This window comes from Streptomyces sp. NBC_00414, from assembly GCF_036038375.1.
GTDB lineage: Bacteria > Actinomycetota > Actinomycetes > Streptomycetales > Streptomycetaceae > Streptomyces.
This window is the reverse complement of sequence record NZ_CP107935.1, coordinates 8,807,805-8,831,825: the sequence shown is the minus strand read 5'-3', so window position 1 is coordinate 8,831,825 and position 24,021 is coordinate 8,807,805. Positions and strand designations below refer to the sequence as shown.

Here is a 24,021-nt window from a genome sequence, read left to right as displayed (position 1 = left end):
AGGTCGGTTGTGCGAGTCACGTCCGCGTAGGGATGAGCGGAGGTGGTGTGCGGACGTGACGTGCGGACGTGATGTCCGGAACTTGATGTGCGGACTCGATGTCCGGAACTCGACGTGCGGACTCGATGTGCGGACGTCATCGGACGGGGATCGCTCAACCGGCGATTCCGCGCAGCTCGGCGTCGGGCGGCAGGACGCGCACCAGCTTGCGGTTCACGAATTCCTGCATGCCGAGCTTCGAGAGCTCCCGTCCGTAGCCGGAGCGCTTGATGCCGCCGAACGGCAGGTCGGGCTGGGTCGACGTCGGGTGGTTCACCCACACCATGCCGGTCTCCACGCGCTCCGCGACCCTGCGGCCCCGCTCCACGTCGGCGCAGAACACGGATCCGCCGAGACCGTACTGGCTGTCATTGGCGAGGGCGATGGCCTCGTCCTCGTCGGCGACCCGGTAGACCACCGCGGCCGGTCCGAAGAGCTCCTCGGCGTAGGCGCGCATGCCCGGCTTGACGCCGGTGATGATCGTGGGTTCGACGAAGGCTCCCGGACGGTCGATCCGGTGGCCGCCGGTGACCAGTTCCGCGCCCTGGTCGACCGTCTCGCGGATCTGGTCGGCCAGGTCCGCGGCCGCCTGTTCCGAGGAGAGCGGGCCCACGGTGGTCGCCTCGTCGGCGGGGTCGCCCGGCGTGAGCGCCTCGAACCCGCGGCGCAGTCCGTCCACGAAGTCGTCGTAGACGTCATCCAGCACGATGAACCGCTTCGAGGCGACACAGCTCTGGCCGGTGTTCGCCATCCGCCCCGCCACCGCGGCTCCGACCGTGCGTTCCAGCCCCTCGCCGTCCAGGACGATGAAGACGTCGCTGCCGCCCAGCTCCAGAAGGCTGGGCTTCATGTTCCGTCCGGCGCGCTCGGCGACCTGGGCCCCTGCCTTCTCGCTGCCGGTCAGGGAGGCTCCTCGGACGACCGGGCTGTCGATGATGCGCGAGATCTCGTCGTGGCTCACGAACAGGTTCGTGTAGACGCCCTCGGGGGCCTGCGCGTCACGGAACAGCGACTCCAGCGCGAGCGCCGACTGCGGGCAGATACCTGCGTGCTTGACCAGCACGGTGTTGCCCAGCACGAGGTTGGGGCCCGCGAAACGGACCACCTGGTAGAGCGGGAAGTTCCAGGGCATGACGCCCAGCAGGACGCCGAGGGGCTCAGTGACGAGGTACGCCTCCCCCTCCTCCACGTCGAGCGGCTCGGCGGCGGCGAAATCCGGCCCGTTCCGCGCGTAGTACTCCAGGATCGACGCGGCGAGGTCCACCTCTCCGCGTGCTTCGGAGATCAGTTTGCCCATCTCCAGGGTGATGAGCTGGGCCAGCTCCTCCTTCCGTTCCCTCATCAGTCGACCCGCGCGTCCCACCACGGAGGCACGCTCCGCGATCGGCCGTTTCCGCCATGCGTCGAAAGCGTGACCTGCGGTTTCAAGCTTTGAATCGACTTCTTCGCCCTCGACGACCGGGAACTCCGCGAGGGTCTCCCCGGTGTACGGGTTCACGGTCGCGAATGAGCTCTTGCGCTGGCCTGACATGGAATCTCCAGAACGACGAGGGAGGTGCGCAGGCGGAACAGCACGTTCCGCCCACGACCCGGGTACCCGACAGCCAAATGCGAAACCGTTCATATGGCCTAAATGGGTGCGCACGTTCCGATGTTCTTCTGATGCCCGTCCGAGCCCCAGGTCAACGGCCTTCCGGCACGCGCCCTCCGTCGCGTTGCGAGCGCACATCAAGCAGCGCGTTCTCGGGGTGTCGGCGGGTGTCTCACGACGACGGGCGGGCCAATTGCGGCTTCAGTCGGACGTGGGTCACACTCACGCCTTCCGGAGCACCGAACGCCTCGACGATCACGCCGCGGGAGACGACGCTCACCTGCAGAGCCAGGTAACGGTGCCCACCAGGCAGGACACCACGTGACGGTTCCGTACCAGCGGAAACGGCAGAGGGCGCTTGACGGGGCAACTGCTCCGTCAAGCGCCTCTTCTCAGCCGTTACGGTTCAGGCGCACCGGAACAAGGTCAGCATCGGGCCCTGGTCGGAGGTGGTGACACCGTAGGTCCTGGGCGCGATCTCCATGCAGGTCGAGTACACCCAGCTGTTGATCTTCAAGGTCTCGGGGGCGTCCTTTCCGAGAGCGGGCGGGTCCGGTCGCGGCTCGCCGGTTGCCGGGCCGAGCCCGCTGAGCAGGGCGAAGCGCAGACGGCCCTCCGCGACCATGCGTTTGTACTCGGCGAGGGTGACCGACCTGGCCGTACCGGAGTATCCGCCCAGCGGGAGCACGGGCAGGCCCTCGGCATGGATGAAGGGCGCCGCGGTGCTCCAGCTGTCGGCGGACAGCGTGAACTCGGCGTCGCCGTTGTTCTCCTCGACGTAGGCGAGGAGCCTGCGCTGCGCGGCGGTCAGCGAAGTCGACTCGGGGCCGTCGGGGTCGCCGATCCCGACGGGAGGTCCGGCGTGCGCCTCGAAGGCCGAGCCCGCGTACCGCTCGTCCAGTACCGAGAGCGACCACGCCGTCGGTGCGGCGAACATCGCCACGCATCCGGCCAGCAATCCGGCGACCCCGAGTCCAACGCCTCCGACGTACAGGCCCTTCACCCGTAGACCTCCGACCTGTGGGCTACCGACACTCGGACCGTCGCCACGCGGGCTTCCGATCCGTACGTCCCTGGCCGCGAGACCGAGGGCCACGACGGCGAGGAGCGCTGCCGCGGAGACGACCGGGATGAGCCAGGGCGCGAAGTCGGTGTGGTCGGACGCCAGATGGATGGTCCAGGCCGTCTCCGCCACGACGACCGCGGGCAGCAGCCAGAGGTGCCACCCGGCGCGTGCGGTGCGGTGGGCCCGCCAGAGCGCCACGGTTCCGGCGCCGGACAGTGCGGCGACCGCAGGCGCGAGGGTGGCGAGGTACGCGACATGGGCGAAGGAGAAGGAACTCAGGACGCCGGCCGTCATGGCCAGCCAGACGCCCCACATCAGGTAACCGGCGCGCGCCTGATCCGTACGCGGGCCGCCGCGATGCCGGACCAGACCCGCGATCAGACCGAACAGCGCGAGCGGGAACAGCCAGCCGATCTGCACCGTGTACAAGTCGTCGCGGAGCAGCTTGAGCCAGCCGCCCGATCCGGGTGCGGGGGCAGGCGCGGGGGCCACGGTCTCCCGGGTGGCGTCACCATCACCCGTGCTCGGACCCCGGCTTGCCTGGTCCGGGCCCTGAGTTGCCGTATTCGGGCCCCGTGATCCGCCGGCCGCACCGGGCGAAGGAGCCGCCGGCCCGCTCGCGGCCCCGGAAGGCGGAGCCGCTTGCCCACTCGCCGCACCGGCACCGGAGGAGGGAGTCTCTTGCGCGCTCCCATCCCCAGCCCCGGCCTCGGTTCCGGCCCCGGTCCCGGTTCCGGCCCCGGAAGGCGGAGCCACCTCTCCGCTCCCGGGGTTCGGGCCGCCGCCCTCCTCACCCCGGCCACCCTGACCCTCACGCGCGGGCCCGCCACCACCCCCACTTCCAGGGGCGCCTGACGGCCCGTCATCCGCGCCGCTGATCAGACCCGGCTCGAAGCGGTTGAAGCCGTTGTAGCCGAAGACCATCGAGAAGGCACTGTTGTCGGTGGTGCCGTCGACGTACGGGCGTGCGTCCTGCGGGGTGAAGGTCATCATGGCCACCCAGGACAGCGAGACCGCGAGCATGACCGCACCCGCGGCCAGCAGGTGCGCCGCCCGCCGGCGGAGATCGATCGGCGCTGCCACGAGGTAGCCGACGAGCAGCGCCGGGACGATGATCCAGGCCTCCATCATCTTGGCCTGGAAGCCCAGTCCGATCCACAGGCCGCTGAACATCAGCGGGCGCAGCCGGGCGGTGCCGACCGCCTTCTGGTACTGGTCCGCCGCTAGTGTCAGGCACATGACAACCATGCCGTCGAGCATCGCGTGCCCGAACATCGAGGCGGCCACCGGTGTCAGCGTCAGCGAACCGGCGGCCAGCAGCCCGGCCGCAGGCCCCTGCCAACGACGTACCACCCGGTACATCACCAGCACCGAGACGACGCCCTCGACACACTGAGGCAGGGTCAGCGCCCAGGCATGGAAGCCGAAGACGCGGGCGGAGAGGGCCTGCGGCCACAGGAAGCCGCCGATCTTGTCCAGGGTGATGGTGGCCGACGGGTCCAGCGCGGTGAACAGGAACGCCTTCCAGCTCACCGTCATACTGCGGGCGGCGACCGAGTAGTAGCTCGCATAGCCGCTCTCGGTGATGTTCCAGGCGTACAGCAGCGCGGCGAGGGCCGCGATGCCCAACAACGCGGGCCGTGCCCAAACCGGCTGGTCGGAAGGTGATCGCCAGACGTACCGGCGGGAACGCGATAATCGATCGTCGGAGTCGGGGACCGTTGACGTATCGGATTCAGTGGTCGAGGTGGTCATGGTCGCGGTCTATACCTTTCGAGTGGGGCCGAAGCCAGGCGCGCAAAAACTGTCTTTGCGCGCCTGGCACCGACGCTCCTACGGGAAGTCCCTCCTCCACGCGACTTCGCACCTCGCGAGATCACCCGTCACGCGAGATCACGTCCTCGTGGGCGGTCACACATCACGCGCGGTCACCTCGTCATTACGGCGTCCTTCGATGCGTACGCGCTCATCCAGCAGCTTGGCGAAATTCGCCCAGATCTCTGCGTAGTGCAGGGCGAGATCCACCACCAGGGCTCCGCAATGACTCGGCACGGCGGCCGTGAGGTCCGCCCACTCCCTCGTCGCGATCTCGTTCTGCTGCAGCAGGCGCAGCAAATGCCGCCCCTCCTCCTTGTGCCGTAAGGAGGGATCCCTCAGCAGTTTTTCCACTACGGCCGCGGTGTCCGCCGAGGCCTGACGCGGGATGCGGTCGGCCCGGGGCTTGATGATGCGCGCCATCACCTCGGATCGCGCCTGGCCGTCGGAGGTTTCGTGGCGCTCGGCGACCGGGGCCTGGCCCGACTCCAGCCGTTTGCGGACGTCGCTGACCGTCGCGGGCGAGATACCCGCGTACCGTGCCACCTCGCGCAAGGAGGCCTGTGGGCGTTCCGCTATCAGTTCGGCGGCCCGTCGCCTGCCCTCCACGCTGCTCAGCGGACGCACCTTGCCGTCCCGGCCGACGCGGGCGCTGAGTTGGGGGACGATGCCGCTCGAACGGCGCCGGATCGCCGCGACGGCCTTGGCCCCGAGGCCGGCCGCGCGCGCGATCGCCCGGTCCGACATCTGCGGGTGGGAGGAGATGATCCGGGCCGCGGCGGTGCGGCGGTCGGCCAGGGAGAGGGGAAGACCGTGCGAGACGTTCGAGGCGACCGCCCGCAGGAACGCGTCCTCGGGAGTTCCGTCGAAGAACTCGACTTCTATCGTCTGCTGACCGCGCAGCCGAGCTGCCAGCAATCGGTGCATTCCGTCGATGACCCTCATGGTGTGCCGGTCGACGAGAATTGCGGGAATGGGAGAGTCAAGCTCTGCGAGTCGTGCTACGTGCTCCTCGTCGTGCCCCTGAGAACGAGGAGAATCAGCGGGCTTGAGCGATGAGATCGGAACAGGGAAGGAATTTACCTTTCGTGTTCTCGGGTCCCATGTCGAGCTGTTCCCTACGGCAGGGCTTCCGGAATCTGACTCCAGTGTGCGGACTGACTGAATCAACGTATTCACCCCGTTGCATTTCGGCTTGCCGTATGCCTGTCGCCCTATTCGGGCGCGTTCACCACCTTCGGCCTACCACTCCCCCAAACGTCCGTCCGGATCGATCCCACACGGTGCCGATCTGCCCGGGTCGCGGGTGCGGTCGACGACACGCACCCCCTGCAACCCACCGCACCCCCACGGTCCTGCAGTACCGGTCCTCCGCCATCGTCCGGTTTTCGCTCCGCGCTGTCGACCGGATGAACGAATAAAAACAGTATTGACCAGGCCTTGACTGTAGCTACCTGAAGCCTTTAGTCACCCTTCACCGAGCGGGGAAGCCGAGCAGGTGGACGCAGGAAACACAGGCGGCCACGGCGCCCGTTTCAATCCGCCGGACAGCCTTGCAAATTTTAGCGGAACTTCATATTCCCCTCCGCTCCCCCTGTCCTCTGCTTCCGACGTCCTTCACTTTCCGTGATGACCGGCCGGAACCGGGTCGGACTGTCCGGTATCGGTGATCCTGTGCGGTCGCTCGATCGGTGCGGCTCTGACTACGATTCCCTTCAGGTTCTCCGGGCAAGGGGCCCGAGTCCGCTGGGGGTTGGCATGGTTGCTGGTCGCGTTGTGCGCTTCGACAGCTCGCGAGGTTATGGATTCATTGCGCCCGCACACGGCGGGGAGGATGTCTTTCTGCACGTGAACGACATGCTGTTTTCCGAGCCCTATGCGCGCTCCGGCGCGTTGGTTGAATTCGAAATCGAAAACGGTGACCGCGGTCTCAAGGCGATCGGCGTACGGCTCGTCCAGGAAGCGGGCGAGGCCTCGTCCGAACCGGGCAGAGCCCCGTCCGCCCTGCGGGAACCGGGCAGGGCTCCGTCCGAACCGGGCAGGAGTCCGGCGGCCCCACGTGCTGCGGACGAGGACGACTCCCTGTGCGATGTGCTCAGCACCGAGGAGTTCACCAGAGAGGTCACCGAGATCCTGCTGTCGGAGGCGCCGTCGCTGACAGGTGAGCAGATCCTGCAGATCCGTGGCGGGCTGGCGCAGTTCGCGAAGAACCACGGCTGGACCGAGGGCTGACGCGACCCGATGAAGGCCGTCAGCGTCATAGGAACGGGTGCCGTCGGCACCTCCGTCGCACTGGCCCTGACCCGTCGGGGCGTCACCGTGCACCTGGAGGACCTGAGCGCGACCGCCGCCAGGACCGCCGAAGCCATGGGAGCCGGTTCGGTACGCGAACCGGACGCGCGCGTGGATCTCGCCCTGATCGCGGTGCCCCCGGCGCACACCGGCGCGGTGCTCGCGGACGCCCAACGCCGTGGCCTCGCCCGCGCCTACACCGACGTCGCCAGTGTGAAGGCACGGCCGTACGCCGAGATCCACTCGGCCGGCGCCGATCCGTCGACCTTCATCGGCGGCCACCCCCTCGCGGCCACCGAGCGCTCCGGCCCGCTCGCCGGACGCGCGAACCTCTTCGAGGGGCGGCCCTGGATCCTGACGCCGTCCACGCGCACCGACCAGTCCGTGCTGAACCGCGCCCTGGAGCTCGTCTCCCTGTGCTCGGGCGTGCCCGTCATCATGGACGCCGCCGTCCACGACCGCACGCTCGCCCTCACCTCGCACGCCCCTCATCTGATCTCCACGCTCATGGCGGCCCAGCTCGCGCAGGCGACGGAGGCCGACATCCGGGTGTCGGGGCAGGGGCTGCGGAACGTCACCAGCATCGCGGGCGGTGACCCCGTGCTGTGGCGGGACATCCACGAGGCGAACGCGGAGGCGCTGGCGGACGTGCTGGATGCCTTCGCCGCCGATCTGGGATCGGCCGTCAACGCGCTTCGCACATTGGGCGATTCGGACCCGGCGGCGCGTGAGCGTGCCGAGGCCGGCCTCGACACGCTGCTCAAGCACGGCACCCGCGGGCGGGCCCGGGTGGCGGGCAGGTCGGGTGCGCCGTCGGCGGAGGTCGCCCGGCTCTCGGTGGCCGTGTCGGAGCAACCCGGCACGCTGACACGGCTGTTCACGGCCGTCGACGGACTCGGGGTCCGGATCGAGGACGTACGGCTGGAGCGGACCCAGGAGCCGCCGTACGGGAAGGTCTCCCTGTTCGTGCGGCGGACGTCCGCCTCGGAGCTGTCCCGGCTGCTGACCGTGGACGGCTGGACCGTCACCCTCGCACCCACCGCCCCCACCGGGCCCGCCACGGCCCCATCGGCGTCCACGGCGTCCACGGCGTCCACGGCGTCCACGGCGTCCACGGCGTCCACGGCGTCCACGGCGGAGCATGCGGCAACGCTTCCCGCTCCCCTCAATTCCTGAGCGCGTGTGGCCGTCGAGAGTACTCCCGACTCCGGCCCAAGCGGCGTGGAGGCGCAGACAGAAACCCCGCGCGAGGCCGTCGGCTCGTGAACGACGGCTCCGCACGGGGTTGTTGAGGACTCGGTCAGACGGTGAAGGTGTTCAACCGCAGCACCGCCTCAGTTGAACACCGCCGCACTCTTCGCGGCGGAGAAACCGCCGACCTTGTCGATGACGTCGGAGCTGTAGAGGCGGAGCGCCTGCTGGAGGGCGAACTCCGCCATGTAGTGGCGGAAATCGTCGGCGGACTCCTCGGCGAGGTTCATCATGTGGCGGTTGGCCAGGACGGCGGGGCTGCGCAGCTGTTCCAGGCTCCGCTCGACCGCGGTGTCGAGATCCTCGCTCTCGTGGACCTCGTCGAACACCAGCCGTGCCTCCGGTTCGGTCGCTCGCAGACGTCGTCCGCCCAGGATCAACTGCCGGGCGAGGCGCGGGCCGACGGTCCGGATCAGCCGGAAGTCGGAGGCCCCGGGAATGATGCCCTCCTTCGCCGCCGGAAGGCTGAAGAAGGCGTCCGACGCCGCCAGTACCCGGTCGAACACGAGGAGGATCTGCGCACCGCCGCCGATGGCGAAGGTGTCCACCGCGGCGATCCAGGGCTTCTCGACCGTGCGGGTCCACCGGGCCGTACCTTCCTCGACGAGGACTCCCCGGAGAATCTTGTGGATGTAGCCCAGTTCGCGCCGCAGCAGGAAGTCGACCAGTGAGATACCGCCGCCGTGCAGGGACTTGAGGTTGACTCCCGCGCTGAACACCCGGCGGCCCCGGTAGCGGGGGTGGGTCATCTCGCCGCCGCGCAGCAGACAGACCTCCACCGAGGGGTCGAGGAGCGCGAGGTCGACGGCGGTCTCCATGTCGTCGATCTGCCGGTCGTCCTCCGCGTTCAGGCAGTCGACGCGGCACATGGTCAGACGCGCCGCGCCATCGGTCCGCTCCAGCCGCACGGAGCCCAGGTCGGCCGTCCCGGTGCGGAGGAATTCGGAGAGCAGTCCGAGGGCGCGGGGGGTCGGACGCAGCATGGCGTCGAGCAGGTGCCGGCCGGCCGCCATGGAGTTCAGGATCGCCCGGAAGAAGATCCCCTGGTCGATCTCGTCCCCTTCCTTCTCCGCCTGCGGCCGGCCCCGCTCGGTCGCGAGCCGCTCGGCGGTGGGCACCAGACCGGGAAAGGCGGTCGCGGCACTCGAAGCGAGCCGGTCGAGCCGGACGTACCGGGTGCGGCCCTCGGTCAGTTCGTCGTAGACGGCGTCGGCGTGCACGTCCATGAACGCGGCGCGCAGGATCCGGGTGCTGTCCGTGGCCGACGCGGCGGCGGCGCGCTGCCCGGGTGACCTGAGGGCCGGCTCGGGCAGGGCGGCGAGCAGGTCGTCGGTCCGTGCGGCGGCCTTGGCGAGCGCTTCCCGCGCCTCCGCCAGCTCCACCCGTACGCCCCGGAGGTCGGCGTCTCTCGTAGGACCGCCGGCACGTACAGGGCCGCCGTCGGGTGCGGGATCGGTGCCGCCCGCTTTCACGATCGTGCTCCGACAACGGCCGCGCGGCGCAGTGCCCGGTCGCAGGCGGCGAGGTGCGCGCCCAGCGCCTCCTCGAAGGTCGTCGTGGGCGCGTCGAGCAACAGCTGCCGTCGGATGGCGAGTTCGGCGCCGGAGACGGCGCCGGCGCGCGCCTCCGCGGTGGCCGCGGCGCTCACCGGGTCGTCCGCCAGCTCGTCGACGAGTTGCAGTGCCAGCGCGTCGGCCGCCCCGACGGGCGTACCGAAGAGCACCGCCCTGCGGATCGCGGCCGCGCTGGCTCCGTACCGGGCGAGCCGGTAGAGGGCCATGCCGGGCCAGGTCGCGCCGTCCTCCACGGACACCACCAGGCGCGCCGAGCGCGTCGCGATGCGGTAGTCGGTGGTCAGGAGTGCGTCCAGGGCCGCTCCGCCGCAGTCGCCGTCGGCGACCGCGATGGTGGCCGCGGGCAGTCGCTCCAGGCGGCGCAGTGCCCGTTCCCACTTGTTCACGAGTGGCACCGTCAGCTCGTGCGCCCAGGATCCTTCGGGTACGCCGGACACGTGGATGGTCGCGTTGCCGTGCCCGGCGAGGTCCTCGACGCGGTCGCAGAAGGCGCCGACGGCCGCGATCGTCTCGGCGGACAGGAAGCGCCGTCCGTCGATGTGCAGGACGTGCCCCGAGGAGTCCGCCGCGGTCCTCGCGGGGTCGTCCGTCCTCGTGGCGTCACTCGTCCTTGTGGTGTTGCTCATCCGTTCCTCCGTCACCACTGCACCAGGGCAGTCTCGATGGTCGAGCCGGGGCCCATGGTCATGAGTACGCCGTAGTCCCCTGCCCGGGTCACCCGTTCCGCGAGGAGCCGTTCGTAGGAGAACAGGAAGGAGGAACTCGACAGGTTGCCGTAGTCGCGCAGGACGCTGGTGGTGTGCCGTACGTCGTGGCGGGTCAGGCCCAGGTTGACCCGGACGGCGTCGATGACCTTCTTGCCGCCCGAGTGCACCAGCCAGTGCGCGATGTCGCTGCGGCGCAGTCCCGCGCCGTCCAGCAGCCGGTCGATCACCTGTTCCGCGTTGGCGCCGACGACGTACGGGATCTGCGGGTCCAGGTAGAAGCTGAACTTGCCCTGGTCGTCGTCCCAGTCGTAGCGCATCGCGTCGATCGCGTCGGTGATGAGGTGGCTGGCGAAGCCGAGGATGCGGGGGCTGCCGGCGGCGGACGGCGGCCCGCCCGGCGCACCGGAGGTGACGTACGCGGTGTCCGGGGTGTCGGCGACCAGGGCGATGGCGGCGGCGCCGTCGCCGAACAGACTGTTCACGACGGCGGTGCGCAGCGTCGAGTCCATGACGTACGCCGCCGAGCAGGCCTCGGTGCAGAGCATGACGGCGACCTTGCCGGGGTTGGCGACGGCCCAGCCGGCGGTGGCGTTGAGCGCGTTGAGCCCGGCGTTGCAGCCCATGCCGACGACGTCGACACGGCTGGTCGCGGCGGAGATGCCCATCTCCCGGATGAGCAGGGCGCTGATGCCCGGGGTGAGGAAGCCCGTGGTGGTCACGCAGCACAGGTAGTCGATGTCCGACAGTTCGATGCCGGAGTTCTCCAGGCAGGCCCGCACGGCGGCGGCGCCCATGTCGAGGGCGACTCGCTTGTGCTTGGCGAGGAGTTCGCCCTGGGCCTCCGGAAGGCGCGTGCCGTCGGCGGCCTCGGGCGGAATGGTGAGGTGGCGGCGCTCGATGGCGCTGTTGAGGAAGACGCTGCGGACCTTGGGGTCCGTGATGCGGAAGAGGTCGAGCAGTTCCAGCTGACTGTACGAACGCTCCGTGGTCGCGGTGCCGACACCCGCGATCCGGGCGGTGCCCGTCGTGAGCTTCGTCGCGGGATCCGGGAGGTCCAGAACGGCGGTGCCCGGCAGGCTCGTTGTGATGGTCATCGGAAAGTCCACCCCCACATACGGGTTTTGCTGCGAATGAGGCATTTCACTGTGAACACCGCTACTCCTTCTGGCATGTTGAAGAGCCACCACTGGTAACTGGTAACTATGGCGCAGCCGCACGGAAATAAGAGAGTGTTCAACTGCGGCATTCCCCGCACTGAACGCCGCACTGGAATCGTGGGATCCTGTCTCTGTGCTGATTGACACTGAGCGCCTTCGACTTCGACGTTTTCAGCCTGCCGACATACCGGCGTTCGCGGCGTATCGCTCGGACCCCGATGTCGCCCGTTATCAGGAATGGGATTTTCCGCTGACCCTGGAATCAGCGGGACGACTCGTGCGCAGATACGCCCGGAGTGATCCCGCCAGGCCCGGCTGGTTCCAGTACGCGGTCGAGCTCAAGGCCGACGAGTGCCTGCTCGGGGATGTCGCGGTGAACCGGCAGGCCGGCGGCGAGGAAGCCGAGGTCGGGTTCAGTCTCGCCCGCGACCGGCAGGGGCAGGGGTACGCGACCGAGGCCGTGCGCGGCGTGCTGGACGACCTGTTCGGCGGCGGCCTGCGGACGGCGTCGGCGGAATGCGACGTACGGAACGAGCGGTCCGAGCGGCTTCTGGAGCGGCTCGGATTCGAGTTCGTATCGCAGCGGACCGTATATGTACGGGGAAAGCGCGAATGGACCGATCTCCGGCTGTTCAGCCTGCCCGCCGAGAAATGGGACGGTCCCGGCGGGGGCTGAACAGCGGAGCCGGTTACTGCGGCCGGCCCGACTGTGCTTTCACGAATCGGGCCAGCCGTTCCATTCCCTCTTCGATCTCCTGGTGTGTGAGATAACTGACGGACAGGCGAAGGCTGTTGCCTCCGCCGCCGCCGGGATAGAAGTACGACATGGGTGTCCAGATGACCCCGAATTCCTCTGCCGAGCGGATCAGTGCCGCGTTGTCGGCCCGGAACGGCAGGTCGACCGCCAGGAAGAAGCCTCCGCCGGGTTCGTTCCACCGGACACCGAGCGCGGCCCGCTCGTCCTCGGGGAAGTTCCGTTCGAGCTCACGGAGGGTGACACGCATCGCGTCCCCGTAGTAGGCGGCGGTACGGGTGTTGAGCTCAGAGGTCCGCCCGTCGACGGACAGGAGCATGCCTGCCGTGACGGCCTGGCTGACCGGGGAGGTGTTGACGGTCACCATGCTCTTGATCTTGGTGAGTTCGTCCGCCAGCAGCCCGCTGCCCCCCGCGCCGTCGACGACGGTCTGGTCGGCCACGACGAAGCCCACCCGGGCGCCGGGGAAGAGGGTCTTGGAGTACGAGCCCAGGTGGACGACCCTGCGGGCGTGGTCCAGGGACTTGAGGGTCGGCAGTTGGTCTCCGGGGCTGACCATCCGGTAGGGGCTGTCCTCCAGGATCAGGATGTCGTGCCGCTCCGCCAGGTCGAGGAGCTCCTGGCGCGTGCTCAGCGGCATGGTGGTGCCGGAGGGGTTCGAGTGGTCCGGGATGACGTAGAAGGCGCGGGGTCGCCGGCCCCGGGCCCGCTCGGCGAGGAGGGCCGCCTCCAGATCCGCGCACCGGAATCCCTTCTCGCCCTCCTCGACCGCGCGCACCTCGACGTCCAGCAGCCGGGCCGCACCGGTGATGCCGACGTAGCAGGGGCTGGAGACCAGCAGGACGTCGTCGGGGCCCGAGATGAGCGCCCGCACCGCGAGGAACATCGCCTCCTGGCAGCCGACCGTGACCACGACGGACTCGGCCGGCACGTCGATGTTCTCGTCCTTGCGCAGCGAGTCGGCGATCAGTTCGCGGATCTGGCCGCTGGTGGGGCCGTACTGGAAGAGGGCGGAGCGGATCTCGGCGGCGGACGCGCCGCCCTCCTCCAGGTGGTCCATGTAACGGCGGAGGTAGGTGAAGATCTGCTCGGTCTCGAAGAATCCGTCGTAGGGGCGGCCGGGCGCGAACGAGATCGCGTCGGGATAGCGGTGCGTGATCTCGTTGAGGAAGTTCATCGTGTCCAGCACGGGGTCGGACACGCTGCCGTGCAGGTCCTGCTTGCGCAGCGCGGACGCGTCCGGGCGGGTGCCCACCGGTGCCGTGACCGGGACAGGGGTCACCGGAGACGCGTCCCGCAGGGGCTCGCTCGCCAGAGGTTCGGGCACCCGGGAAGGCGACCGGCCGATCAGCGGCTCACCGTCCGCGAGCCCGTCCACCGCCCGGGGCCCCGCTTCCGCGACCGTCGCCGTGCCGGTGAGCAGCATCGCCTCCGCCAGTTCGTCGACGACGATGTCGAGCACCCGCCGGACACCCTCGGACTGCCCCACGGCCAGCCCGTGCAGCACCGGACGGCCCAGGAACACCGCGTCGGCGCCCAGGGCCAGGGCCGCCAGGACATCACCGCCGCCGCGGATCCCACCGTCCAGCAGGAGCGGACAGGCGCCTGCCACCGCAGCCGAGATCTCGGGCAGCACGTCCAGCGTGGCCGCGGCGCCGTCCAGCTGTCGGCCACCGTGGTTCGACACGATGATGCCGTCGGCCCCCGCGGCCAGGGCACGCCGTGCGTCGGACGCCGTGAGCACGCCCTTGACCAGCACCGGGAGCGAGCTGACGGAGTGCAGCCACTCGATCACCGACCAGTCGAGGGCCGGGTCGAACTCGGCCAGCGCATGGCCACCAGGCGAAGCGAAACCGGACGCGGACCCCTCCCTGTGGCCGGCTCCGGCTCCGGCTCCGGCCAGGTTGGCGGGGGTGATGCCCTCCGGCAGCCGGAAGCCGTTGCGGAGGTCCCGCAGCCGGCGGCCGAGGCGGGGCGCGTCGGCCGTGAGGACCAGCGCTTCGAAGCCGGCCCGCTCGGCCCGTTCGACGAGGGCGCGCGTCACCTCGCGGTCCCGGAAGCAGTACACCTGGAGCCAGAGCGGGCCGGAGCCTGCCTTCGCGATGTCCTCGAAGGTCCGCCCGGCGAAGGTGCTGACGACGAGAGGCAGCCCGGCCGGGCCCGCGGCCCGAGCCGTGGCGACCTCACCTTCCGGGTCGGCCAGCGTGTGGTAGGCGAGGGGCGCGACGCCGACCGGTGCCGCCCAGTCGCGCCCCAGGATCCGGATGCCGGTATCGGGGCGCCGCACTCCGGTGAGCACACGCGGACGCAGTCGTACGCGGCCGAAGGCCTCCTCGTTGGCGGCGAGGGTCCGCTCCCGGCCGGCGCCGCCCGCGATGAAGTCCCAGACGTCGGGGGCCAGTTCCGCGCGGGCCAGGGCCGCGTAGTCGTCCAGGGTGTGCGGATCCCGCACGCCGACGGCCGGCCGGGCGCTCACCCTGCGGCCAGCCGGTCGCGCTCGACGGCTTCGTACAGGGCGCGGATGTTGGCGCTGCCGAAGCCCCGGGAGCCCTGACGCTGGATCAGCTCGAAGAAGAGGGTGTTCCGCTCGTAGGGCGACCGGCTGAACAGCTGCAGCAGGTATCCCCATTCGTCGCGGTCGGCGAGTATCTGGGTGGCCCGCAGCTCCTCGATCTTCTCGCGCATTCCGGTGAACCGGTCGGCGAGCATGTCGTAGTACGTGCCCGGTGTGCTCAGGAACTCCACTCCCTGGTGGCGGAGTTCGCGTACCGCCGGGATGATCTCGTCGACCAGGAAGGCCAGGTGCTGGACACCGGGTCCGCCGTTGCGGTCGAGGAACGCGTCCAGTTGTCCGGGGCTCTTCGTCGGGTCCGGCGCGACCAGGGTGAAGGTGACCCGCCCCGACTCGCTGCGTACGACGATCGAGTCCATCGCCTGATCGCCGACGGCGACGTACTCGGAGGAGTAGCGGGACATCCCGAAGGCGGCGTCGTAGTAGTCGGCGTAGTCCTTCAGCGCGCTTCCCTCGACGCACACCGCGATGTGGTCGAGCAGCCGGACCCGGCCGGCCGCGACGCCCGGCGCCTGCGGTGCGGCCTCCCAGGCGCGCCCCGGGGGCCACGCCTCGGGTTCCGAGGGGCGCGGCAGCAGCGTGTGGGTGACGCCGCCGAAAGCGGACACGACCGGGTTGCCGTGCGCCGGGGCGAATGCCTCCGCGCCCGCCGCGACGGCCGCGTCCCGGGTCTTCGCCACGTCGTCGCAGGTCAGGGCGATGTCGGCGATGCCGTCGCCGTGCTGGTCGAGGAATTTCCAGATCCCCCGGCCCGAGGTGACGATCAGCCGGGTCTCGCCCTGCCGCAGCAGGATGGAGCTCCGGTCGGCCTCCACGCGGTCGGCGACCCGCGTGAAGCCCATTCCCGAGACGAAGTAGTCGATGGTGGATGGCGCATGGCTCGTGTACAGCTCGACGTGCGCCATGTCGTGCACTGTCATGGAGGTACCTCCTCAAGGACCGAAAGACCGAAAGGCCGAAAGACCGAGGGGCCGGGGGACCGCGTGGACCGACGGTCCGGCCGCCGTTGGGCTACCAGCGCCACTCCTGCTGGCCGTAGAGGTGTCCGGCCTTGATGCCGCGGTCCTTGCACCAGGTCATGAACTCGTCGATCTGCTTGATCTGGTACGTGTCCTCGGTGTACGTCGTCGCCATGACGTGGCCCAGCCAGGGCTCCTCGCCCATGGCGTACACGTAGGCCTCCTTGGCGCCGAGTTCGACCATGATGTCGGCGGCCTGCGCGGCGTTGGAGCCGGACAGTTTGCGGGAGTTGCTCATCTTCTTGGTCACCGGCTTGGTGAGCAGCGCCTGGTAGAGCCAGGTGAGCGGGGCGCCGTCGCACTCCATGCCCAGGAAGGCGATGTCGGCGGTGCCCAGGTGTCGTTTGACGTAGCGGTAGAGCAGCGGGTCGATGCCCGAGGAGTCCGCTCCGATGAAGACCTTCTTGCCCGCGAACTCGGCCCAGTAGGTGGACTTGCCGCGGATGTCGAGGTCGCAGTGCTCGCCGAGGAACGGGGTGGCGGTGACCTTGCCGCCGGGGAACTCCACCTCGTCGAAGTCGTCGACCTCGATGACCGGGAAGCCCTGGTGCTTGAGCATCAGTGCCATCGACGGGTCGGCCAGGTTGCCGCGGGAGGCGCGCGGCACGACGACCGAGCCCACGCGGCCGCGCAGTTGGAGCAGTGTCTCCAGGACGATGTGGTCCTGGTGGCCGTGTGTGATCACCACGAGGTCGATGAAGTCGGGCAGGTCGTCCAGGGTGTACCGGTCGCCCGCCGTGTTGTCCGCGCTGATGAACGGGTCGGTCACGATGGCGGCTTCGGGTGTCTGCAGCACGAGGCAGGCGTGTCCGAAGTAGCGGATCCGGCCGCCGGCGTCGATGTGCCGGTCCTCGGCCAGGCTCGGCCTGTCGCTCAGCATCCCGGAGAGCCGGGTGCTCTGGGCGTCGTCGAGTTCCAGGGCGTCGCGCAGATGGGAGAGCGTGGTGGGCCGCACCCGGGACTTGAACAGCTCCTCCAGGCCCGCGTGGCGGAAGGGGATGTCCAGCTCCAGCACGTCCGGGGAGGGCAGACGCGGGGTGCTGAGGATGAAGGGGCGCTCGATGCCGGTCTCGAAGGACAGCTGCACCGACTGGCGCTCTTCCTGGTAGATGTCGCTGTGGTACGCCAGCGGTTCCAGGAAGCGGATCTGCGCCTGGTTGTCGGTGTCGTACGCAAGCTCCACCAGGCCGCCGAGTTCCTGCGGCAGCTTCGGGTAGAGCGGGGTCAGGTCGAAGCCGGTCGCGTTGGCCCGCAGCAGCTCCTGTCCCTCGGCGATGGCTTCGGCGAACCGCAGCATCCCGGCACGCTCACGCTTGATGGTGGCGAGCAGGTCACGCACCTCGTCGGCGCGCTCCTCCGGGATGTTGATGAAGTAGCCGCCGCGCAGTTCGGGGTTGTGGCTGGCCGCGACATGCACCTTCGGGGACTGGAGATACGACTCCAGCAGCGGAACCTGCAGGAACGCCAGGTTCATCGCCGCCTGAATCGGAGCCAGCGTGTGCGGCCAGACATAGAACCGGTCCACAAGTGGCTCGATTATGACCTTCGGCCGCAAAAACAACTGCTCATCAGCCATCAGACTTCCGCCCCTCCAGGCATTCCGAACGACAAAGAGTTTCTGGTACGTGCTGGTTTCTCGGGCATGCCGGTTTCCTCGACATGCCGATGTGTCGGACCTGCCGGCCTCTTGGACCTGTCGGTCTCTTGAACCCGCTGGGAACATCCGCAGGTGGAAATCCGCGGCTACGCGTCGGTCACGTCACGGCCGCGCGGGCCCGTCCTCGCCCGCGACCCGTTCCAGGACCGCCATGGCGCTGGTGAGTTTCATCCTGGCCTGGGCCCACGCGATCGACCGCGGCCCTTCCAGTACGGCGCCCGAGACCTCCTCGCCGCGGTGTGCGGGCAGGTCGTGCATGAACTTCGCGTCGGGCCAGCGGCTCAGCAGACGCTCGTCGATGTGGAACGGCCGGAACTTCTCCCGCCAGTGCGGGTCGGCCTTGACCGTGCCCGTCGTCTGCCAGCGGGTCGTGTAGACGACGTGCGCCTCGGCCGGCAGGTCGTCGAGGTCGTGGGTCTGCCTGACCGTGCCGCCCACCGAAGCCGCCCGTTTCGCCGCGTCGTCCAGGACCTGGGAATCCAGCCCGTAGCCGAGCGGGGTGGCAAAGGTGAGATGACAGTTCGGCATGCGGGAGAGCCCGTACGCCAGTGCCGAAGCCGTGTTGTTTCCCTCTCCGAGGTAGAGCAGGGACAGCCCGTCGAGCGAACCGAATTCCATGAGCATCGTCGCGAGGTCGCAAATTCCCTGTGTCGGGTGTTCCTCCGCGGCCATCGCGTTGATGACGGGCAGTTCACCGGACCGGGATATCTCCCGCAGTTCGTCGAGGGGCCCGGCGGTGCGGACGACGAGCGCGTCCAGCATGGAGCCGAAGATGCGCCCGGTGTCCTGGAGTGACTCCCCCGTGGCCGTCTGCAGATCGCCCGGCCCGTACATGAGGGGGAATCCGCCCAGTCGTACGGTGCCGGCGCCGAAGGCGGTTCTGGTCCTGGTCGACGTCTTGGTGAAGAGGACTCCGACGACCTTGTCCCGCAGGGGCCGGTCGTGCGCGCTCTGGTCGTGGTACAGGTCACGGGACCGGGCCGCCAGGCGTTCCAGGTCCTCCCTGGTCAAGTCGGACAGCGTCAGCAGCCCGCGCTGTGGTGCGAACATGGTTCCCCGTTCTTGTTCGGAGAGTGCGCTTCCCGTGCTGTTCGGCGGGATCACGGCCGCGTGCCAACTCGACGCCCGCGTCGATCCCGATGCCCGCGATGCCGTGGGCCGCCCGCCAGTCGGCCCGGTAGATCGTGCTGCGGTAGCGGTCGGCGCCGTCGGGGCACAGACAGACCAGTTCGTCGGTCCGCGGGTCCTGCCGGAACATGCGCAGCGCGGCGGCGACGGTCGCGCCGGAGCTGCCGCCGACACCGATCCCGGCCTGCTCGGACAGCCACAGACAGACCGCGACGGCCTCGGTGACATCGACGTGCAGAGCCTCGGTGGTGGCCGGATCCAGGAAGTTGGACGAGCAACTGGCCCCGATCCCGGACAGGAGGCGTCGGCCGGGGTCTCCGCCGAGTGCCGCCGAGCCGTGCACGTCGACCCCGACGAGCCGCCAGGCCGCACCCGTCGACTCGACGAACCTCGACAGGCCGGCGAGGGTGCCGCCCGTGGACACCGGCACCAGGATCGTCGCGGGGCCCGGCACCTGCGCGCGCAGTTCGGGCGCCGTGGTGTTGAAATGCGCGCTGGGGTTCGCCTCGCTCCGGTACTGGTTCGTCCAGACCAGGCCGGGGCGGGCGCGCAGTTGTTCCCGCACGTACCGAATGCGGTTCAGCAGAAAACCCCCGGAGGAATCCGCTTCGTCGACGACCGTCACCCGGGCACCGAGCCCGCGCATTCGGTCGATGAAGAACGAGCTCGTCCGGGGGTCGACGACAGCGTTCAAGGGAATTCCGCGGGCATTGCACTCGGCCGACATGGCAACGCCGAGATTCCCGGAAGTCGATTCGATGATGCCGACCTGCGGGTCGATCCTGTCAGCCACGTGATCGATGAGGGAGGCGGCTATCCGGTCCTTCAACGAGCCGTAGGGATTGGCCGATTCGAGTTTGAGCCGCAGTCGCCTGTCGATTCCGTCGACCTTGATGTGCAGGTCGACGATCGGGGTGCGGTCGACGATCCGGGTTTCTCCGGTGAGCGGTTTTCGTATCGGTCCGGGAGAGCCTGCAGCTCCCATGTGCGGGTCACATCCGATCTTCTTGAGTGCTCGTGACGGGTCTCCTCACGGCCCCCGAAGCGCCGGATGGAAATCGGTCAGGCGACGACCTCGGACAGTTCCACGACCACCAGGCGGCCCGTTCCCCGCAGCGTCGCCAGATCGATGTCGGCCACACAGCGCACGGGGTCGTCGTTGAGGACCAGCGTGCCCTCGACGTGGACGGTGCCGATGCCCTCGTCGAAGTCCGCCCCGGCGAAGTCGGACGCCTCGCGGTCCAGGCGTATGCCCAGGTCGGTGCCGCCGCGGGTCTCGGTGAACTTGACGAACACCGTCCCGATGTCCTCCAGGCGGACGCGCAGCTCCTCCAGCGTGGGCTTGGGGCCGCCGACCGCCACCGGCTGTTCGTCGCTCAGCCTCTGCGTCAGTTCATCCATGGGTCACCTCTCGGGGGCTCATCTCGGGAGCTCAGTTCTGCTCGGACTCGGCGTAGGCGAAGGCCAGGTCCTCCGGTATTCGGAACTTCAGCGTTGTCTCGCAGAATTCACGCCACTCCGGAGTGTCCTCCGTGAACAGTCTTTTGTCCTTGTCGACTCCGACAGGGCTGATCATGACGGTGAATTCGTCACAGAGGAACACCGTGGTGTCATCGGTCAGTTCACGCTCTTCCGGTCGCACGCCGGCCGACCAGCCCGGAAAGCGACGCAATTCACCCAGCAGGTAGGACTTGCAGTACTTCCTCACCGGAACCTCCGAAAGCGGGCCGACGGCGAACTCGCCCACGTGCGACGCCGGATGGACCGAGCGGAGTCGGTCCATCGGAATGCCGCGAAACGTGGTGTCGCGTTATTAGGCGCTCTCAGAGTACGACAAGCGTTCCGGCTGATCTATAAGTGCAGGGTGACAGGAACGGCGGTCCGCGCGTTCAACTGCGCCTGTGCGCCGGTTGAACGCGCGGACCACCGAATCCCGCCCGGGGGAGGTCTGTGTGCGATCTGGTGCGACGGTCTTCCCTCGTAGTTCCCTGCTGCGTGCCCACGTGCCTCTACGGATCCTCCAGGCGTCCCCGCGCGTCCTCCGGACGGCCTGGTTGCCTCCTCCAGGCCTCCTCTAGGCGTCCCGGGCTCGGAGCAGCCAGCCGCCGGCGGTCATCGCGCCGACGGCCCACAGGGCCAGCACGCCGAGGCCCTGCCAGGGGCCGATGGGCAGGTCGTCGACATTGACGGTCGTCTGGACGGCGAGGCCCGCCGTCATCGGGGAGATCTGCTGGAGGTGGCGCTGCCAGTCGGGGTCGGCGACCACCTGGGCGAGGATCGGGAAGACGAACAGCAGGGCGAGAACGATTCCGATGGCGGTCGCCGAGTTCCGTACGACCAGGGCGATGCCGAGGCTGAGCAGGCCGATCAGCACGAGATAGAGGACGGAACCCACGGCGGCCCGCAGCGTCGCCCCGTCGGCCAGCGACAGGGCCGAGAAGCCGTGTTCCTCCGTGAAGCCTCGCCCGGGCTGCACGAGGCCCCCGATCAGCAGGGAGCCGAGGACGGAGACCGTGCCCGCCACCAGCATCACCGCGGTCAGTACGGCGGACTTGGAGAAGAGGACCGTCAGCCTGCGCGGCACCGCGGTGAGCGTGGTGTGCATCATGCCGGTGCTGTATTCGTTGCCGACCATCAGCACGGCCACGATGGCGACGACGACCTGGCCGACCAGCACGCCGGTGAGGCTGAGCCGCGCCGGGTCCCCGCCGCAGCCGGTGGCGTCGCACCTGGAGGTCATGGCCACCGCGGCGCCGACCGCGAGGGTCAGCGCGATCACGCCGAGCGTCAGCCAGGTGTTGCTCGCGTCGGTGCGCAGCTTCGTCCATTCGGCACGTCCGGCGAATTTCATACGTCCCTCCGGCGGAGCAGGACCACGGCTGCGGCGAACGAGGCCGCGGCGTAGGCGCACAGGACTGCGAGGCCGGCCCAGGGGGCCAGCGGGAAGTACCCCGACGAGGGCGAGTAGACGGTGACGACCTGGTCGTAGCGCTCGATGCTCTGCTGGATGGCGAATCCGGCGGCGGGGGTGACCCTCAGCAGCCACTGCGAGGCCCCGTCGGGCAGGACGGACGCCGTCGCGAGGAGGTAGGGCAGCACCATGCCGACGACGACCACGGTGATGGCCACGGCGCTGCGTCGCAGGATGGCGCCGACGGCGAGGGCGAAGACGCTCGCGGCGGCGAGCAGCAGGCCAGTACCGACGATGACACGCAGCTCGGTCGACGTCGGTACCGTCAGCACGGGGAAGCCGTTGGACTCCGACCGCGCGCCTCCGAAGGGCACCATCACCGCTGCGGAGACCACGCCCACCACGAAGGCGACGGAGCCGATCACGAGGCCCTTCGCCACCAGCACCCGGCCCCGGCGCGGGCTGGCCGCCAGGGTCAGGCCGATCATGCCCCGCCGGTACTCGACGGTGATGTATCCGGCGCCCACCACGACCATGATGATCAGTCCGGCGAACGCGCCGACGAGGAAGTTCTCGATGGTCCGTACGCCGCTGGTGGCGGGGCCGCCGACGACGGGTGCGATGTCGCCCGCGCCGGTCACCTTGAAGCCGCTGCCCGAGGGGGTGGCGCCGCCCTTGGTGTCCTGGCTGTAGCTGGCGGAGGTACCGGCGTTCCTGCCGACCTGATCGCTCTCCCAGGAGCCGCCGGTCCACTGGCCGCCCAGGGCGACCTGGTCGAAGGTGCCGGTGGCGACGGCCGGGGCGAAGCCCGTTCCGGTTCCGGTCTCGTCCTTGATGGACGGGGAGGTCACGAACAGTCCGACCTGCGGTGTCTCCGACAGCCCGGAGAGGTCGGCGTGGCCCACCTCGGTCCACTTGGACCCGTCGGCCGACTGATAGCCGGTGAGCGTGTCACCGGTGCGCTGGAGGCGCAGCCAGCGCGGCGACTCCGGGGAGGCGGCGCCGGCCGTCCCGGCGGTGTCGTGCGTGTAGTCGTACTGCATCCGCACGCCGTGGCCGCCGGTGACCATCATCGCCGCGTACGACGAACCCTGGTCGAGGCTGTCCTTCACGATGATGCCGGCCTTGGCCCACGGGGCGAGGCCGCTCTTGCTCTCGTTCGGGTTCGTGGAGACGACTCCGGCCAGCGAGGACACCGAGACGGTGATGCTGCCGTCGCCCTGGAGCTTCTGGTGGACGAAGTAGAAGCTGTCGTTGACCGCTTCGCCGCCGGGGCCGACGGGGAGCGCTGAGCTGCCGTTCGGATCGGACTTGTTGCCCGCCGCCGTGGCGAGCAGGCCCACCAGGCAGATGATCAACACCGCGCCGACCGTGCTCTGCACCCAGCCCCGCACCGTACGGAACTTGGTCCATTCCGCGTGCAGCAGCTGTCCGAAGCCGCCTCGTCCGGGCCGCGTGGCCGTGCGCGGCGGTGTCAGCGTGGAGGTCATCGGCCGGCCTCCTCGGGAACGACACCGCGGTACTGCACGGCGTCCCGGGTCAGCTCCATGTACGCCTCTTCCAGCGAGGCGCGGTGCTCGGAGATCTCCGAGAACGGCACCGCGTTCTGGCTGAGCAGCGACACCACGTTCTCCGCGGGGAGCCCGGTCACGCTGATCGTGTCGGCTCCGGTGGAACTCACGGTGGCGCCCGAGCGTGCCAGGACCGTCATGGCCTGGGCGAGCGCGGACGTCCGCAGGGTCACCCGGCCCTGGGACATGGACGCCAGCAGCTCGCGCACGCTCATGTCGGCGACGACCTTGCCGCGCCCGACGACCACCACGTGGTCGGCGCTGTCCTGCAGTTCGCTCATCAGGTGGCTGGAGACCAGCACGGCCCGGCCCTGTTCGGCCAGCGAGGCGAGGAAGCCCCGCATCCACATGAACCCTTCGGGGTCCAGGCCGTTGAAGGGCTCGTCGAGCATGATCACCGGAGGGTTGCCGAGCAGGGCGGCGGCGATGCCAAGGCGCTGCCTCATGCCCAGGGAGAAGCCGCCCGCCTTGCGCTGGGCCACGTCCTGGAGGCCGACCTGCCGGATCACCTCGTCGACCCGCCCGGCACTGAGGCCCTGGGAGTGGGCCAGCCACAGCAGATGGTGGCGGGCGGTACGGCTCGGCTGTACGGCCGCGGCGTCCAGCAGCGCCCCGATGTGTGTGAGCGGGGTGCGCAGGTCCTGGTAGCGGCGCCCGCCGACCAGTGCGGTTCCCTTGTCGGGCTTGTCCAGTCCGAGGATGACGCGCATGGTCGTGGACTTGCCCGCGCCGTTCGGACCGACGAAGCCGGTGACCTGCCCCGGCCTGACGTTGAACGTCATTCCGTCCAGCGCCTGGGTGCTCCCGAAGCGCTTGCGCACGTCCGTGACTTCGATCGTCGCGTCCGACCCATCGATCGTTTTCTCCATACCCGCAGACTAGGGAGAAGGGGGTGCTCCGGTCGTCACGGCCGAGAG

Annotated in this window: 19 protein-coding genes; 3 read left to right on the top strand and 16 right to left on the bottom strand. The window is 69.4% G+C overall.

The genetic code is table 11. The features are described from left to right. Window positions 1–154 precede the first annotated feature (154 nt). The 3 genes from OHS59_RS38125 to OHS59_RS38115 form a co-directional block, all read right to left on the bottom strand. Complete coding sequence (locus OHS59_RS38125) at window positions 155–1,570, bottom strand: NAD-dependent succinate-semialdehyde dehydrogenase (protein ID WP_328497884.1); 1,416 nt, start codon at window positions 1,568–1,570, stop codon at window positions 155–157. A gap of 466 nt (window positions 1,571–2,036) precedes the next feature. Continuing rightward, complete coding sequence (locus OHS59_RS38120) at window positions 2,037–4,325, bottom strand: ArnT family glycosyltransferase (RefSeq protein ID WP_328497883.1); 2,289 nt, start codon at window positions 4,323–4,325, stop codon at window positions 2,037–2,039. A 282-nt stretch (window positions 4,326–4,607) separates the two neighbouring features. Continuing rightward, the gene (locus tag OHS59_RS38115) at window positions 4,608–5,456 is read right to left on the bottom strand and encodes a transcriptional regulator (protein WP_328497882.1); all 849 of its coding nucleotides are present in this window, start codon (window positions 5,454–5,456) and stop codon (window positions 4,608–4,610) included. Between the two features lie 813 nt (window positions 5,457–6,269). Between OHS59_RS38115 and OHS59_RS38110 the strand changes: the two genes are divergently transcribed. Beyond that, on the top strand, window positions 6,270–6,743 hold the full coding sequence (locus OHS59_RS38110) for a cold-shock protein (protein ID WP_328497881.1): 474 nt from the start codon (window positions 6,270–6,272) through the stop codon (window positions 6,741–6,743). A gap of 9 nt (window positions 6,744–6,752) precedes the next feature. Next, entirely contained in the window at window positions 6,753–7,979 is a 1,227-nt protein-coding gene (locus OHS59_RS38105) for a prephenate dehydrogenase (RefSeq protein ID WP_328497880.1), read from the top strand. 158 nt (window positions 7,980–8,137) lie between these two features. Here the strand turns inward: OHS59_RS38105 and dpgC are convergent, their stop codons facing one another. The 3 genes from dpgC to dpgA all read right to left on the bottom strand — a co-directional run bounded on the left by dpgC (window position 8,138) and on the right by dpgA (window position 11,423). Further along, on the bottom strand, window positions 8,138–9,436 hold the full coding sequence (gene dpgC, locus OHS59_RS38100) for a (3,5-dihydroxyphenyl)acetyl-CoA 1,2-dioxygenase DpgC (protein WP_443061671.1): 1,299 nt from the start codon (window positions 9,434–9,436) through the stop codon (window positions 8,138–8,140). An 86-nt stretch (window positions 9,437–9,522) separates the two neighbouring features. Continuing rightward, window positions 9,523–10,254: an enoyl-CoA-hydratase DpgB gene (dpgB, locus tag OHS59_RS38095; protein WP_328497878.1), complete on the bottom strand. Its 732-nt coding sequence runs from the start codon at window positions 10,252–10,254 to the stop codon at window positions 9,523–9,525. A gap of 11 nt (window positions 10,255–10,265) precedes the next feature. Next, complete coding sequence (gene dpgA / locus OHS59_RS38090) at window positions 10,266–11,423, bottom strand: 3,5-dihydroxyphenylacetyl-CoA synthase DpgA (RefSeq protein WP_443061670.1); 1,158 nt, start codon at window positions 11,421–11,423, stop codon at window positions 10,266–10,268. Window positions 11,424–11,625: 202 nt separating this feature from the next. Between dpgA and OHS59_RS38085 the strand changes: the two genes are divergently transcribed. Continuing rightward, on the top strand, window positions 11,626–12,168 hold the full coding sequence (locus OHS59_RS38085) for a GNAT family N-acetyltransferase (protein WP_328497876.1): 543 nt from the start codon (window positions 11,626–11,628) through the stop codon (window positions 12,166–12,168). Between the two features lie 13 nt (window positions 12,169–12,181). Here the strand turns inward: OHS59_RS38085 and OHS59_RS38080 are convergent, their stop codons facing one another. The 10 genes from OHS59_RS38080 to OHS59_RS38035 form a co-directional block, all read right to left on the bottom strand. Continuing rightward, window positions 12,182–14,722, bottom strand: coding sequence for an aminotransferase class I/II-fold pyridoxal phosphate-dependent enzyme (locus OHS59_RS38080; RefSeq protein ID WP_328497875.1), 2,541 nt, complete (start codon window positions 14,720–14,722; stop codon window positions 12,182–12,184). Beyond that, window positions 14,719–15,738 (bottom strand): 4-hydroxyphenylpyruvate dioxygenase, encoded by a 1,020-nt coding sequence (hppD, locus tag OHS59_RS38075; protein ID WP_328497874.1) that lies wholly within the window; start codon window positions 15,736–15,738, stop codon window positions 14,719–14,721. Before hppD ends, OHS59_RS38080 begins: the two co-directional genes overlap by 4 nt. A gap of 91 nt (window positions 15,739–15,829) precedes the next feature. Next, window positions 15,830–17,413 (bottom strand): MBL fold metallo-hydrolase, encoded by a 1,584-nt coding sequence (locus OHS59_RS38070; RefSeq protein ID WP_328497873.1) that lies wholly within the window; start codon window positions 17,411–17,413, stop codon window positions 15,830–15,832. A 183-nt stretch (window positions 17,414–17,596) separates the two neighbouring features. Next, on the bottom strand, window positions 17,597–18,505 hold the full coding sequence (locus tag OHS59_RS38065) for an ornithine carbamoyltransferase (RefSeq protein WP_328497872.1): 909 nt from the start codon (window positions 18,503–18,505) through the stop codon (window positions 17,597–17,599). Next, a complete protein-coding gene (locus OHS59_RS38060; protein ID WP_328497871.1) occupies window positions 18,462–19,607 on the bottom strand; it encodes a pyridoxal-phosphate dependent enzyme in 1,146 nt (381 codons plus the stop codon). The genes OHS59_RS38065 and OHS59_RS38060 overlap by 44 nt, the downstream gene beginning before the upstream one ends. Before the next feature lie 77 nt (window positions 19,608–19,684). Further along, the gene (locus tag OHS59_RS38055; RefSeq protein ID WP_328497870.1) at window positions 19,685–20,023 is read right to left on the bottom strand and encodes a hypothetical protein; all 339 of its coding nucleotides are present in this window, start codon (window positions 20,021–20,023) and stop codon (window positions 19,685–19,687) included. A gap of 31 nt (window positions 20,024–20,054) precedes the next feature. After that, entirely contained in the window at window positions 20,055–20,369 is a 315-nt protein-coding gene (locus tag OHS59_RS38050; RefSeq protein ID WP_248780395.1) for a hypothetical protein, read from the bottom strand. Window positions 20,370–20,696: 327 nt separating this feature from the next. Then, the gene (locus tag OHS59_RS38045) at window positions 20,697–21,473 is read right to left on the bottom strand and encodes an ABC transporter permease (protein WP_328497869.1); all 777 of its coding nucleotides are present in this window, start codon (window positions 21,471–21,473) and stop codon (window positions 20,697–20,699) included. Continuing rightward, window positions 21,470–23,023, bottom strand: coding sequence for an ABC transporter permease subunit (locus tag OHS59_RS38040; protein ID WP_328497868.1), 1,554 nt, complete (start codon window positions 23,021–23,023; stop codon window positions 21,470–21,472). Before OHS59_RS38040 ends, OHS59_RS38045 begins: the two co-directional genes overlap by 4 nt. After that, the gene (locus OHS59_RS38035) at window positions 23,020–23,973 is read right to left on the bottom strand and encodes an ATP-binding cassette domain-containing protein (protein ID WP_328497867.1); all 954 of its coding nucleotides are present in this window, start codon (window positions 23,971–23,973) and stop codon (window positions 23,020–23,022) included. The genes OHS59_RS38040 and OHS59_RS38035 overlap by 4 nt, the downstream gene beginning before the upstream one ends. Window positions 23,974–24,021: the final 48 nt, after the last annotated feature.

What these genes read in the sequence shown, in the direction of transcription:
- OHS59_RS38125 (WP_328497884.1), bottom strand. Translation starts at nt 1,570, where the DNA reads ATGTCAGGCCAGCGCAAGAGCTCATTCGCGACCGTGAACCCGTACACC.
- OHS59_RS38115 (WP_328497882.1), bottom strand. Translation starts at nt 5,456, where the DNA reads ATGAGGGTCATCGACGGAATGCACCGATTGCTGGCAGCTCGGCTGCGC.
- OHS59_RS38110 (WP_328497881.1), top strand. Translation starts at nt 6,270, where the DNA reads ATGGTTGCTGGTCGCGTTGTGCGCTTCGACAGCTCGCGAGGTTATGGA.
- OHS59_RS38105 (WP_328497880.1), top strand. Translation starts at nt 6,753, where the DNA reads ATGAAGGCCGTCAGCGTCATAGGAACGGGTGCCGTCGGCACCTCCGTC.
- dpgB (WP_328497878.1), bottom strand. Translation starts at nt 10,254, where the DNA reads ATGAGCAACACCACAAGGACGAGTGACGCCACGAGGACGGACGACCCC.
- hppD (WP_328497874.1), bottom strand. Translation starts at nt 15,738, where the DNA reads ATGACAGTGCACGACATGGCGCACGTCGAGCTGTACACGAGCCATGCG.
- OHS59_RS38070 (WP_328497873.1), bottom strand. Translation starts at nt 17,413, where the DNA reads ATGGCTGATGAGCAGTTGTTTTTGCGGCCGAAGGTCATAATCGAGCCA.
- OHS59_RS38060 (WP_328497871.1), bottom strand. Translation starts at nt 19,607, where the DNA reads ATGGGAGCTGCAGGCTCTCCCGGACCGATACGAAAACCGCTCACCGGA.
- OHS59_RS38055 (WP_328497870.1), bottom strand. Translation starts at nt 20,023, where the DNA reads ATGGATGAACTGACGCAGAGGCTGAGCGACGAACAGCCGGTGGCGGTC.
- OHS59_RS38045 (WP_328497869.1), bottom strand. Translation starts at nt 21,473, where the DNA reads ATGAAATTCGCCGGACGTGCCGAATGGACGAAGCTGCGCACCGACGCG.
- OHS59_RS38040 (WP_328497868.1), bottom strand. Translation starts at nt 23,023, where the DNA reads ATGACCTCCACGCTGACACCGCCGCGCACGGCCACGCGGCCCGGACGA.
- OHS59_RS38035 (WP_328497867.1), bottom strand. Translation starts at nt 23,973, where the DNA reads ATGGAGAAAACGATCGATGGGTCGGACGCGACGATCGAAGTCACGGAC.